Below are 12,875 nucleotides of genomic sequence, written 5' to 3'. Positions count from 1 at the left end.
TTATGTTCAGGAAATTTATAGAAAGGCCGGTTCTGGCCACAGTGATCTCAATACTCCTGGTTATTGCGGGTATTATTGGGATAACCAAATTGCCTTTACAGCAATTCCCGGATATCGCCCCACCGGCAGTTCAGGTAACAGCATTTTATCCGGGTGCAAGCGCTGAAACAATTTTGCGCTCAGTAGCCCCTTCACTTGAAGAGTCGATAAATGGAGTAGAGAACATGACTTATATGAGTTCCACCGCCAGCAACGATGGATCTCTTGCTATCACGGTTTACTTTAAGCTTGGTACAGATCCTGACCAGGCCGCAGTTAACGTGCAGAACCGGGTATCTCAGGCGACAAGTCAGTTGCCTGCTGAGGTAATACAGGCAGGAATTACAACGACCAAGCAGCAGAACAGTCTGATCATGGTAGTGGATCTTTATAGCGAAGATGAGAAGACCTATGATCAAACCTTCATGGCGAATTATGCCCAGATCAACCTGATACCGGAAATCAAACGTATTCCGGGTGTTGGTCAAGCTCTTTTATTTGGTGGGAGCAAGGACTATTCCATGCGTATCTGGCTAAACCCCAATCAAATGACTGCTTATAAGCTGACTCCTCAGGAAGTAACAGCAGCAATTCAGGATAAAAACCTGGAGGCGGCACCCGGAAAATTCGGGGAAAGCAGTACTGAGGCGTTTGAGTTCGTTATTAAGTATAAGGGAAAGCTAAATCAGCCATCCGATTATGAAAATATTATTATACGTTCTAATGCAGACGGATCAGTATTGCGTCTTAAGGATGTTGCAAGAGTAGAATTCGGATCTTACACCTATGCCAGCAATACGCGGATTAACGGTAAGGCCGGATTAAATATAGGCGTATTGCAATTGGCAGGTTCTAATGCTAATGAGATTCAGGAGGCTATTACAAAGATGATGGATAAAGCTCAGGAGGATTTTCCCAAGGGAATGAAATATCTGACGCTTTACAGCACCAAAGTAGCATTGGATCAATCTATAGATCAGGTGAAACATACGTTAGTGGAAGCCTTCATTTTAGTGTTCCTTGTTGTATTTGTTTTCCTGCAGGATTTCCGGTCCACCCTCATTCCAGCAATAGCGGTACCAGTTGCAATTGTAGGAACGTTCTTTTTTATGCAGCTGTTCGGGTTTTCCATTAACCTGCTTACACTTTTTGCACTCGTACTCGCGATAGGGATTGTAGTGGACGATGCGATTGTGGTAGTGGAAGCTGTACACGCAAAAATGGAGCATAATCATCTTGCACCGAAAGCGGCGACTATTTCTGCAATGCACGACATCACAGGTGCTATTATATCAATTACACTGGTAATGTCTGCAGTGTTCCTGCCCATTGGCTTTATGGAGGGTTCAACAGGAGTTTTCTATCGCCAGTTTGCGTTTACACTTGCTATTGCGATTGTGATCTCTGCAGTCAATGCCCTTACGTTGAGTCCGGCACTCTGTGCTTTATTTTTAAAGGAAACGCATTCTTATCAGAAGGATGATAACAGAAAGAGCAGCTTTAAAGAACGGTTCTTTATTGGCTTCAATACAACTTTTAACAGAATGACCAACCGCTACGTCGGATCCCTGCGTTTCCTGACTAAATATAAATGGGCAAGCCTCGCCGGATTGGGAATTATAGTAGTTGTTACAGGACTTATGATAAAAAGAACACCTTCCGGATTTATTCCGTCGGAGGATCAGGGTTTTATCGCTGTTTCCCTGTCTATGCCGGCAGGTGCGTCTCTTGAGCGTACGAACGCCGCTCTCCACGAAGCAGAAACGCTCCTGCAGCCCGCTTCTTTCAATAAGACTCTAAATGTCATCTCCGGTTTCAATATTCTTACCTCTGCTACGAGTCCTTCTGCTGGTGTTGCTTTTATTCTCCTCAAGCCATATGAAGAGAGGGGTGATGTGAAAGACATAAACCAGATTATGAATGTTGTAAGGGAGAAATTAGGAAGCATAAAAGGTGCAGATTTCTTTGTATTTACGTTTCCTACGGTACCGGGATTCAGTAATGTTGACGGACTGGATATGGTGTTGCAGGATCGTTCGGGAGGGGCATTAAATAAGTTCAGCGAAGTGGGCAACAATTTTATTGGCGAATTAATGAAGCGACAGGAAATTGCGGTAGCATTCACCACTTTTAAAGCCGATTATCCTCAATATGAAATGGAAGTGGATGAAGTAAAAGCAGAGCAGCTCGGTGTCCGTACAAAAGATGTCCTCCAAACTATGCAGGCATACTTTGGCAGTGCTCAGGCTTCTGATTTCAACCGTTTCGGGAAATATTACCGGGTAGTGGTTCAGGCTGATAAGGCAAACCGGAACGAACCGTCGTCGATGGACGGAGTTTATGTCAAAAACAGGGAAGGGGATATGGTTCCTCTCAATACGCTGGTAAAATTAAAAAGGGTTTATGGGCCGGAGACAGCATCCCGATATAACTTATTTAATTCAATTGGTATTAACGCAATACCAAAGCCCGGCTTCAGCTCGGGAGATGCGATAAAAGCTGTCGAAGCCGTTGCGAAACAGAGCTTGCCAACAGGATACTCTTATGAATTTTCCGGTATGACGAGGGAGGAAATTTCTTCCGGAGGTCAGTCGGCAATTATCTTCGTTCTTTGTCTGATATTTGTCTACTTCCTTCTGGCAGCCCAATATGAGAGTTATATTCTACCGTTGGCTGTTATTTTATCAATTCCTACAGGAGTATTTGGAGTATTTGCAGCGATAGGCCTAACTGGAATTGAAAATAATATCTATGTACAGGTAGCGCTTGTTATGCTTATAGGACTGCTTGCAAAGAATGCTATTCTAATAGTTGAATTTGCTGTACAAAGACGGAGAAATGGACAGACTATCCTGGCCTCAGCTCTTGAGGCAGCAAAATTAAGACTCAGGCCGATCATTATGACTTCCCTTGCGTTTGTTGTTGGGTTAATTCCAATGATGTATGCACAGGGGCCTTCAGCCCAGGGAAATCATTCAATCAGTATCGGAGCCGCAGGAGGCATGCTGGCAGGGGTAGTGCTGGGACTTTTCGTTATTCCGGTGCTTTATGTAGTATTCCAGTATCTTCAGGAAAGGGTTTCTGGGAAGTCTTTGGATGCCGTACACTCCGATGGCCATGTCAACAGGGATCATATTGCAACACATTCCCCTCAATCCATCTTAAGCTAATGACATGAAAGGGATATCTGTCCGGGGTATCCTTCATGTCTTTTTTATAAAATAAGAAATAATGAAAACATATATCAGATTACTTCTTTTTATTATTCTGGTAGCTATACTGCCTGCCTGCCACTTATCGAAAGATGTTCCGGCACCAGACATGGGACTTCCATCAAGCTTTGCGAATGCCTTAAACGCAGATACTGCCGGGATAGCTACTATTCCCTATACAAGTTTCTTCTCTGATGAGCGTTTGAAACTGTTAATAGATTCGGCTATTGCACGGAACAATAATCTTCAGATTGCCGTTAAAAATCTGGAAGCATCCAGAAAAGTTCTCAACCAGGCAAAGCTTGGTAACCTGCCGGAAGTAAGCCTTAGAGTAACTGCTACTACAAACAGGCCTTCGGATAATAGTATCAACGGTTTAAGTGCCAATCAATTTTTAGGAAGCAGTCATATCGAGGATTATTTGGCATCTGCCGACCTTTCCTGGGAGGCTGATATTTGGGGAAAAATAAGAAGTCAGAAAGCGGCGGCGCTTGCATCTTATCTGCAGACAGAAGAAGCCAGAAAAGCCGTTCAAACGCAAATAGTAAGTAATGTTTCGCAGGGATATTATAATCTGTTAATGCTGGATAAACAGCTTTTCATTGCGCGAAGAAACCTGGTGCTGAATGACAGCGTGCTGAATATTATCAAGCTTCAGTTTCAAGCCGGGCAAGTCACTCAATTGGCTGTGCAGCAGGCAGAAGCTCAGCGACTGGTAGCTGCGAAGTTAATACCGTCTTTTGAACGAAGCATTGTTATCCAGGAAAATGCCCTCAGTGTGTTGACAGGCAGATTGCCTGGCTTGCCTGTTCTTAAGAGTAATCTTGAGAAAATAGCGACGCCCGGGGAACTTTCTGCAGGGGTGCCTGCCTCTATAGTTGCCCACCGGCCAGATGTGAGGCAAGCTGAACTTGACGTCCGGCGAAACAATGCGGAGGTTTCGTTCTCAATAGCATCTATGTATCCCTCATTGAGGATATCTGCACAGGGAGGGTTGAATTCTTTTCAGGCAAGCAATTGGTTTTCAATTCCGGCTTCTTTGTTTGGAGCCGCTGCAGGAAGTTTAACCCAGCCGGTTTTTCAGAGAAGACAATTGAAAACGAGATATGAACTTGCCAGGATAGAGCGCGATAAATCTGTCATTGAATTCAGGGAGTCTGTTCTTCAGGCTGTTGCCGAAGTAGAGGATGCACTGGTTAGTTTCGAAAAATACAAGCAGGAAGAGCTTATAGCCAGACAAAGGACTGAGACTTTGCAAAAGGCAATAAGCAACGCACAAATGCTCTTTAATACGGGAATGGCTAATTATCTGGAGATTATAACAGCTCAGGGCAATGTATTGCAGAGTGAACTTGAACTGGCCGAGATAAAGCGTAAACAACTTGGCGCGGTAGTTGAATTGTATCGTTCAGTAGGTGGTGGATGGCAATAAATGAGGTGTGTTAAAAATTAAAAATAAATTATGGGACTGATCTATGATTATTATCTAGGCTTTTTCGCTACCAGCGGCAGTGAGAAAGAAAAAGATTCAACTGAAGATGTATCAGGAGAATCAAGCTTTACAGTGGATACTGTTCTGCAATTATGCCTGTGACGCATCCTGTTTATCGGGATTGTGTTTGATCTGCTTTATCTTTAATTCGGGGCGATATCAGCTATTTGAGAAGAAATACTTGTCTTATTCAATTCAAATGGCTAATATCGCCTTGAGTTTTCAAGTTTTATACTTGTAATGAGACCTTCAATTCAGGCTACCATTTTTCCTAAGGTGCTATCCGAGGCCAATGTGACCGGTAGGTTACCAGCATATTGCAGTATCCGATTCCCTTATGCGGACGCTCGGGAAATGCATATAGAAGGGGGAAGGATGCTGATCCAACGCTATAGTAATTACCTCTTCTTTATTGAAATTTACGAGCTTCATGTGGAGAAAGAAATCAAAACTGCGTATGTTGTAAATGAATCCTCATTCTACCTCTTTTTTATGTTCGATGGGGATATTTCTGCGTCCGCTCCTGACGGCTCGGATATAGCAAAAGCTAATAAAAGTATATGGTACGCAAATTATAAAGAAAAAGGCAGTACTTTTATAAATAACATTTCTCCGGGAACCCACCGTTTTTGTTACATTTCCCCCCGTCTTGAATGGCTGGAAAGAAAGTCATCTGAGTTTTCGGCGATTGAAAAGTCCATTAAGACCTTTAGAGATAATGAGGTAGAATATGGCTACATGCCCCGTTGTCAGATTGATAATAAAGCTTTGCGATTGATACTTAGTCTTTTTAATTTAAAAAAGACGCGGGGGGAGGATGTTGAAGTACATGTTTTGAATCAGGTTGTACAGCTATTGAGGCTTTATAACGATATGATTGTTAGCGGTGCATTTGTTCGCTCTGATGCGCAGAAGGAACGAATAAGGATAGTTCAGCAATACATAGAAGAGAATTCAAGGGATCTGAAAATAGGAGATATCCAGCAAATTGCAGACAGATTCTTTTTTGCCCGTCGTACTTTGACCAGAATCTTTAAGAGTGAAACCGGGCTTACAGTTCAGGAGTATATAGAGAAATGTAAACTCGAAAGTGCGTTAAAACTTCTCAGAGAAACCAAACTTTCAATTGGCGAAGTGAGCAGGCTGGCTGGATATCCAGATCAAAATTATTTCAGCAGGGTTATGCAGAAACAGTTTTCTACTTCACCAAAAAACATCAGACAGTTTTTGAATCTCAATGGTGCAAGTTTTAGCACTATTTGGCCATAGTGGTCTTATTGCCATTAAATATCGTTTTAGTTTGGCTCGAATTGCTATTTTTTTATTGCCCTAGTTTTCAGAAATTTACATCGGTTTAATATAAATATTCGTGCATGAGTATTGTTATATTAAAGGGGGGCATCTGAATATTTATCAATTATGGAGCATCTAACTCAGAAAGCGATAAGCGTTGTTTTTGAGAAGATCACAAGAGTACCAGGTTCTGACAGAACTTTGAGAATGAGAGTTTATCTTAAAAAAAAAGCCCCGCTGTGATGAGCACGAACGGAGCACCTAAACCTTATCAGTACAAAGGTAAGACTTTATAGAAACAAAGTCAATACCTTTTATTAATTATTTTTCGTTATATACGGTATCATCCCTTAAACTTTTCTGAAAACAACAATTCCATTATGTCCGCCAAATCCAAATGTGTTGCTCATTGCTACATCCACTGTTGTTTCCAATGCATTCTGTTTTATAATATCAATCTGCTCAGGAATGGCGGAATCCGGATTTAAAAGGTTTATGGTAGGAGGAATGACAGAGTTCCTGATAGCCAGTATACAGGCAATTGCTTCAATGGCCCCCGCTGCTCCCAGCAAATGCCCCGTCATTGATTTGGTAGCACTGACTTTCAGGCGTTTCTTCTTTCCCCCGAACAACTTTGCTATTGCCTTCAACTCACTTATGTCCCCTACAGGAGTAGAGGTTGCATGAGCGTTTAAGTAGTCTACATCGTCGGGCAGCAAGCCTGCATCTTCAAGGGCAAATTTCATTGCCATATAAGCACCTTCTCCCTCCGGATGAGTTGCTGTCATATGGTAGGCATCTGCAGTCATCGCAGCACCGGCAACCTCCGCATATATCGGGGCATTTCTTGCCACAGCATGTTCATATTCTTCCAGAACCAGAGCGCCCGATCCTTCACCCATTAAAAATCCGTCTCTTGCAGAATCAAAGGGCCTGCAGGCTCTCTCCGGCTGATGATTTTGTACTGTCATCGCTTTCATTGCCGAAAAACCCCCAACAGATGCCGCTGTTACCGGAGCTTCGGATCCTCCTGTCAGGATTACTTTTGCTTTTCCCCATCTGATGTAATTGAGAGCATCCATGATAGCCGTATTGGAGGTTGAGCAAGCGGACACTGTAGTGTAATTTATGCCTTTAAGACCATATTTTATGGCTATCATTCCTGAAGCCATATTAGCAATGAGCTTTGGGACAAAAAACGGACTGAATCCTGGCCTTGACATATCAGAAGCATAATTCATAACCTGCTCTTCAAATGTAAGCATACCTCCCTGTCCCGAGCCCCAAATGACGCCTGTATCATAGGGATTCATCGCTTTAAAATCAAGCCCGGAATCCCTTACTGCCTGAGCGGCTGCAGCCAGGGCGTACTGAGTAAATGGATCTGTGCGTTTAATCTCACTGCGGTCCAGATATTCAAGGGGATTGAAGCCTTTAAGCTCGCATGCGATTTGCGTTCTGAATGCTGATGGATCAAACTTAGTGATCCTGGCGGCCCCGCTTTTACCTGTTACGAGATTATTCCAAAAAGCTGGAACATCATTCCCTATAGGGGTGACTGCTCCCATACCTGTTACGACTACTCGTTTCATATTAACTGCTTTTTTTTTGCAAGTGGTTGCAAATATAGGGAAAACTAATTTATTTTTGCAAGTGGTTTATTGAAGTGTATATGAGGTCGGATTGTCCCCTTAATTTTGGACTGGAAATATTTGGCGATAAATGGACTCTTCTGATTATTCGCGACATGATGTTTTTCAACAAAAGATATTATAATGAATTTTTGATGTCGAAGGAGGGGATATCTACAAACATCCTGGCTGACAGGCTAGCGATGCTTGAAAGAGAAAGGTTTATTACCAAGCAAAAAGACGGGAAACACAAACAGAAGATCATTTACAGCCTGACAGAGAAAGGGATAGATCTTCTTCCGGTTATCATAGAGGTCGGGTTGTGGTCTGATAAGTATGCTTCAGATGATTTGAATCCTGGAAAAGAGATTATTCTGGGAGGAGTTAAAGAAAATAAGATGACGGGGCTGGAAAAAATAAGAGAGAAGCTCTATACTCAGCATATAAAAGAATAATAAAAGATTAAGCATCACCGGTATGTTTCTGTTGACATAGGGATGTCACTAATGTCCCGTTCATTTGTATTGTAAACAATAGAAACGACCCCCTTTATGCTACCTCATTATGTTGCAGTCTGGATGCAGAGATCTGCTGATAAAACACTCTCTTTTGAGCATTTCCCCGATCATAGGAAATACTATGAACAGATTGGAAAGCCTAATCAAACAATGTTCTATAGTCAAATATCAGGCAATCCGGGACTATTTCTTGTTCTGGCTGTATGTTCAGATGAAGACTTCAGGAGAATTATCAGAGACGATCCTGCGGTTAAAGCCGGAATGCTAAATGTAATTAATACAGTCTCCTTCCGGGAACCAGTATGGTTTTCGTGAGAGAGGATCGGATTCCATCTATAATCTGTTCTGTTTTAATATCAGCAATTGCCTCTGTTAGTAAAAGAAGAGCGGCCCCGGAAGAAGCAATCGACACTCCGGAACGCCGGCAGATAGTATAAGTAGCTCTCTCTTTGCTACGTGTTGCATTTTAAGTGTTTGATATATAAATAAATGATACATATTCGAACTCTATATTAGAAGGTGTCTCCATTCATGTTTTGATTAATACAGTCTCGCAGTGCATATCCCCTATGCAGGAATAAAATATTCAGGAATTCCTCACTTTATTGTCCGGCACAAAATCCTGGATTAAAAACGTAACCTTTTCTCTTTTTCTCAGTAAAAAGATCAGGCAAGAAGTTTCGCCTGATGAATAATATGATACACACTTTTACCATGCTATGTCTGATCGTTCGGAAAGAATTGTACAAATATTCAAATGTCTGTGTTAAACGTTTCAGCAAAATACTTGGCTTCCTGGCTCTTTGGCTGAGCTGCGCGGTTAATATTGTACACGCTGAGACACTGACTTCAGGGGCGGTTATTACCGGCATTGAATTTTTTACCACTAATCCCAGCAACGGAAAAGCGAAGCCTGGAGATCAGGTAACTGTTAAGTTTAATACCGTTGGCGTTACGCAAACGCCGGTAGTTACGATTGCCGGACAAACGGCTTTAGTAACAAACACTGGAATAGATACATGGGACGCCGTGCGTACGATGACTTCATCAGATCCCAACGCACCGGTTGCGTATGCTATTTCGGCAACTGATAACCTGGGTAGCCCGGGCAGTGCCTCAGGCAATTCCGATATCACATTCAGTAGCGCAGAACCGCCCAAGCCAACTATTACTTCTATATCAAAATTAAATTCCCTGGGATATACGCAGGAAAAACAACCCTCTGTCAGTGGCTCAGCTGACCCAAATTCTCTTTTAACTTTGTATCTTGATGGAGTAAAATTAGCGGAGGTAACGACAAGACCAAGTGGATACTGGACGTATACATTTGCAACAGCACTTGCTGAAAAGGAGTATGTTCTTACTGCCACAGCAACAGATAGTTATGGAAATATCAGTTCTCTCAGCAATGAGAAAAAGTTTATTGTAGATTTTACGGCACTTCCTCCTGATATAAAAACACTTACAGGGTTGAACGGGGCAGGCTATACTCCCATAAATAAACCTGTAGTAACAGGAACGTCTGAACCTAATTCTACTGTAAGGCTGTATATAAATGGAGCAAAACGCACAGAACTAACAGCAGATGCTAATGGCAACTGGACTTATACATTTATTCCTGTGTTAGCGGATAATACTTATGTCTTAACGGCAACTGCACTGGATCTTGCTTCCAATCTGAGCCAGTATAGCGCACCTTTTAATGCTATTGTAGACACTAAGAACCCATCCATTCCAGCCCCACCGGTCATTCCGGCAAACGGCTACTGTCCGGATAATACCCCCACTTACGGTGGAGTGACTGAGGCGGGAGCCACCGCAGTGGTAATTATTGACGGTGTGTCGTATGGGCCAGTAACTGCTGATGAAAACGGGAAATGGGAGATAACCATCATCCCTGCATTGCTTGATGGTGAAAGAAATGCAAAAATTAAAGTAACGGATAAAGCCGGGAATAGTAGTGAAAGCACTGAAGTGAAAGTTATCATTGATACAGTTGAGCCGGACAAACCAGGACTTCCTGTGGCGGAAGATGTAACCGTTGAATATGGTGAAACGGTTGTTAACACGAGTTATCCTACCGTTCATGGGCAGGCAGAAGCTTTTTCGACGGTAGAAGTACGGGCCGACGGACGGAAAGATGGTGAGGTACTTGCGGACGATAAAGGTTATTGGAGATATACTTTTCAATCTCAGCTAAGTGATGATACTCATAATATAACAGTTACTGCTACAGACCGGGCCGGAAATACAAGTGATGAAAGCGATATCCTGAAATTGGTTGTAGTAGCGGATAAATTGCACGCTGTGATTGATCTCGACGGAGTATTTGAGAAAACGTTCCTGGATAATGATTTCTTAGTTACAGCTGTTAGTAATAGTCCTGAGATCATTACATTCACCAGTAGCAATACAGATGTAGCTACTATAGATTCTCATGGCCGGATTCATATAGTTGGCGCTGGTTCTACAGAAATCACAGCTTCTCATATAGAGGACGCTACATATACTTCCGCCCAAACCACTAAAACACTTGTTGTCCATAAGGCTACGCAAATATTAACATATAAAGATATGGTTGAGATGGAAAGGTTTGGCAGCCGTTATTCCCCGGCAGCAACCACCACAGCACCTCTCGAATTAAAACTGGAAACTTCTAATCCTTTTGTTGTAAAAGTGGAAGGTACTACACTCATACCACAGGGAATCGGTTTAGCTACTATTACAGTTAATCAGCCTGGTGATAAGGATTATCTTCCTGCACAGGCAAGTTTTGAGGTGTCGGTTGGCGATCCTTCATCACGGGATATTGTGGTAAGTCAGGTTCTCACTCCAAATGGTGACGGTGTAAATGATCTTTTAAGAATAGAAGGACTGGTTAAGTACCCCGAGCATCATTTGATGATAGTAAACAGAAACGGAGTTCCGATTTTTGAGAGCAGAAATTACAATACACTTGATCCTACTTCTCCGGCTGATGCGGAAAGTTTTACCGGCACGACAAAAGATAAAGGTAATCTTCCGGAAGGGACCTATTTCTACATTATAGAATATATGAAGAGCCTGGAGCTCAAAAAACAGACCGGGTATTTTGTAATTAAGTATTAATGAACATAAGAGGTCTGACGATTAAGAGAATATAATTACGCAAAAATCCGCAGAATAGCGGATTTTTCGCTTTTATGGACTATAATGTGTTCCGTGTCTTAATCTTGAATTTCGGGGCTTTCTGAACGAGCTGATCACAGTGCATTAAACGACGAGCCTGAGACTTCTGCTCTGCTTATTAAATTAAATCCATTGTACGGGTTGGGTAAAGTAAAAAATTAGCTTTTTACCATCTTTTTCATGCAACAAAATACGGCTTCGGACCGGCTCCCGATAGTCTCCTGACTGGCCTCTGATCTGTAACGCTACAGCGTCGCTCACCCGACGCTGCGGCGTCGCCAAATTTCCGAATCGAAAGCGTTGCAAGAGCGTCTCGAAAGCGTTTCAAAAGCCTTTCAGCTCCGAAGCCAATCAGGAGCCAACCCGAACGAAACTAGGACAAACAAAGTTATGCCACTACCAATAAATAATTACCTCTGTAGAATATTGCTGGTTAAAGCGAACCATGGGTTAAATTAAATATAGTAGATTGCAGATTATTATTACAGTATTAAACACAAGAAATAAAAGTTCGGTGATTTTACTGCAGATTTGAAGCTATGGATACTCTCAAAAATATTCTTTCTTATGAAGAAGTGATACTGGTAGATACCAATGACAGAGTAGTGGGAACAATGGAAAAGCAAGCGGCCCATGAACAGGCCAAATTACATCGCGCGTTCTCCGTGTTTCTTTTTAATGAGAAAGAGGAAATGTTACTGCAGCAACGGGCTTTCGGTAAGTATCATTCTCCGGGACTATGGTCAAACACCTGCTGCAGCCATCCCCGTCCGGGGGAGCTGACAGAAGATGCCGCCCGGCGCCGGTTAAAAGAAGAAATGGGCATAGATAGTACTTTTCATAAATTATTTAGCTTTATCTATAAAGCTGAATTAGGCAGTGGTATGTATGAGTATGAATTTGATCACGTTTATGCCGGTTCCTTTTCAGGAGAGCCGGAAATAAATCATGATGAAGTAGCAGCGTGGAAGTATATGCACCTCGATGAAATCAGTGAAGATATAAAACTCAACCCGGAGCAGTACACCTACTGGTTTCGCATGGTATTTGATAAAGTTGCGGCTTTGTACAAGTGATACCTCCGTTTTCTTTTTTGAATATTGTTCTCCGTCAGCCATTTGACACCGAACATAACCTATACTAAAGACCATGGCAATTGTAAAAAAACTATTGCGATAGAACAAAGTGCTTGCTTATGTCTTTTTAATGGTAGAAATTTGAAATATGAGTAAGCATCAAACAACATATATACTCCGGCTGCTGACGGGTGACTCAGGATCACCTGATCAGGGGTATTGCTGTTGTTCTTTACGTTACTCTTTTCTTAAAAGCAGTAAAGACTTTATTAAGTAAGCCCCGAGCTGTTTTCTTAATCGCCGGGGCCTGTTATAGACCTGTTTACGACTAAAATTTTATTTATGTTATACATGCCGAATCGCATGTACGTGTCCGCTATTCTCTTTAAGCAGCAATAAAGAGTCTGCATTCTATTGTTTCTCAGGTCGGGAGACATCACAAGTAA

Annotated in this window: 8 protein-coding genes; 7 read left to right on the top strand and 1 reads right to left on the bottom strand. The window is 42.2% G+C overall.

Annotated features, from left to right (window positions below; translation table 11 throughout):
- Positions 1-2 precede the first annotated feature (2 nt).
- The 4 genes from DDR33_RS12110 to DDR33_RS12100 all read left to right on the top strand — a co-directional run bounded on the left by DDR33_RS12110 (position 3) and on the right by DDR33_RS12100 (position 6,012).
- On the top strand, positions 3-3,209 hold the full coding sequence (locus DDR33_RS12110) for an efflux RND transporter permease subunit (RefSeq protein WP_109416058.1): 3,207 nt from the start codon (positions 3-5) through the stop codon (positions 3,207-3,209).
- A gap of 61 nt (positions 3,210-3,270) precedes the next feature.
- Positions 3,271-4,683, top strand: coding sequence for a TolC family protein (locus DDR33_RS12105; protein WP_109416057.1), 1,413 nt, complete (start codon positions 3,271-3,273; stop codon positions 4,681-4,683).
- 30 nt (positions 4,684-4,713) lie between these two features.
- Positions 4,714-4,845 carry a hypothetical protein gene (locus DDR33_RS26875; protein WP_262509940.1) on the top strand — a complete coding sequence of 44 codons (132 nt, stop codon included), beginning with the start codon at positions 4,714-4,716 and terminating at the stop codon, positions 4,843-4,845.
- Positions 4,846-5,118: 273 nt separating this feature from the next.
- Positions 5,119-6,012, top strand: coding sequence for a helix-turn-helix transcriptional regulator (locus tag DDR33_RS12100; protein ID WP_158280733.1), 894 nt, complete (start codon positions 5,119-5,121; stop codon positions 6,010-6,012).
- A gap of 374 nt (positions 6,013-6,386) precedes the next feature.
- On the opposite strand, the gene fabF is transcribed toward DDR33_RS12100, so the two are convergent.
- A complete protein-coding gene (gene fabF / locus DDR33_RS12095) occupies positions 6,387-7,628 on the bottom strand; it encodes a beta-ketoacyl-ACP synthase II (RefSeq protein ID WP_109416055.1) in 1,242 nt (413 codons plus the stop codon).
- Between the two features lie 80 nt (positions 7,629-7,708).
- Here fabF and DDR33_RS12090 point away from each other — a divergent pair, with 80 nt between their 5' ends.
- The 3 genes from DDR33_RS12090 (at position 7,709) to idi (ending at position 12,429) form a co-directional block, all read left to right on the top strand.
- On the top strand, positions 7,709-8,122 hold the full coding sequence (locus tag DDR33_RS12090; protein WP_109416054.1) for a winged helix-turn-helix transcriptional regulator: 414 nt from the start codon (positions 7,709-7,711) through the stop codon (positions 8,120-8,122).
- A 750-nt stretch (positions 8,123-8,872) separates the two neighbouring features.
- Positions 8,873-11,293, top strand: coding sequence for an Ig-like domain-containing protein (locus tag DDR33_RS12080; RefSeq protein ID WP_109416052.1), 2,421 nt, complete (start codon positions 8,873-8,875; stop codon positions 11,291-11,293).
- A gap of 599 nt (positions 11,294-11,892) precedes the next feature.
- Positions 11,893-12,429 (top strand): isopentenyl-diphosphate Delta-isomerase, encoded by a 537-nt coding sequence (gene idi / locus DDR33_RS12075; protein WP_109416051.1) that lies wholly within the window; start codon positions 11,893-11,895, stop codon positions 12,427-12,429.
- Positions 12,430-12,875 lie beyond the last annotated feature (446 nt).

Source organism: Pararcticibacter amylolyticus, from assembly GCF_003130405.1.
GTDB lineage: Bacteria > Bacteroidota > Bacteroidia > Sphingobacteriales > Sphingobacteriaceae > Arcticibacter > Arcticibacter amylolyticus.
This window is presented reverse-complemented; position numbering and strand designations above follow the sequence as displayed.

Bases quoted from the DNA above. Each gene is read 5' to 3' on its own strand.
- DDR33_RS12080 (WP_109416052.1), top strand. From the start codon at position 8,873: ATGAATAATATGATACACACTTTTACCATGCTATGTCTGATCGTTCGG.
- DDR33_RS12090 (WP_109416054.1), top strand. From the start codon at position 7,709: ATGAGGTCGGATTGTCCCCTTAATTTTGGACTGGAAATATTTGGCGAT.
- DDR33_RS12100 (WP_158280733.1), top strand. From the start codon at position 5,119: ATGCTGATCCAACGCTATAGTAATTACCTCTTCTTTATTGAAATTTAC.
- DDR33_RS26875 (WP_262509940.1), top strand. From the start codon at position 4,714: ATGGGACTGATCTATGATTATTATCTAGGCTTTTTCGCTACCAGCGGC.
- DDR33_RS12105 (WP_109416057.1), top strand. From the start codon at position 3,271: ATGAAAACATATATCAGATTACTTCTTTTTATTATTCTGGTAGCTATA.
- fabF (WP_109416055.1), bottom strand. From the start codon at position 7,628: ATGAAACGAGTAGTCGTAACAGGTATGGGAGCAGTCACCCCTATAGGG.
- idi (WP_109416051.1), top strand. From the start codon at position 11,893: ATGGATACTCTCAAAAATATTCTTTCTTATGAAGAAGTGATACTGGTA.
- DDR33_RS12110 (WP_109416058.1), top strand. From the start codon at position 3: ATGTTCAGGAAATTTATAGAAAGGCCGGTTCTGGCCACAGTGATCTCA.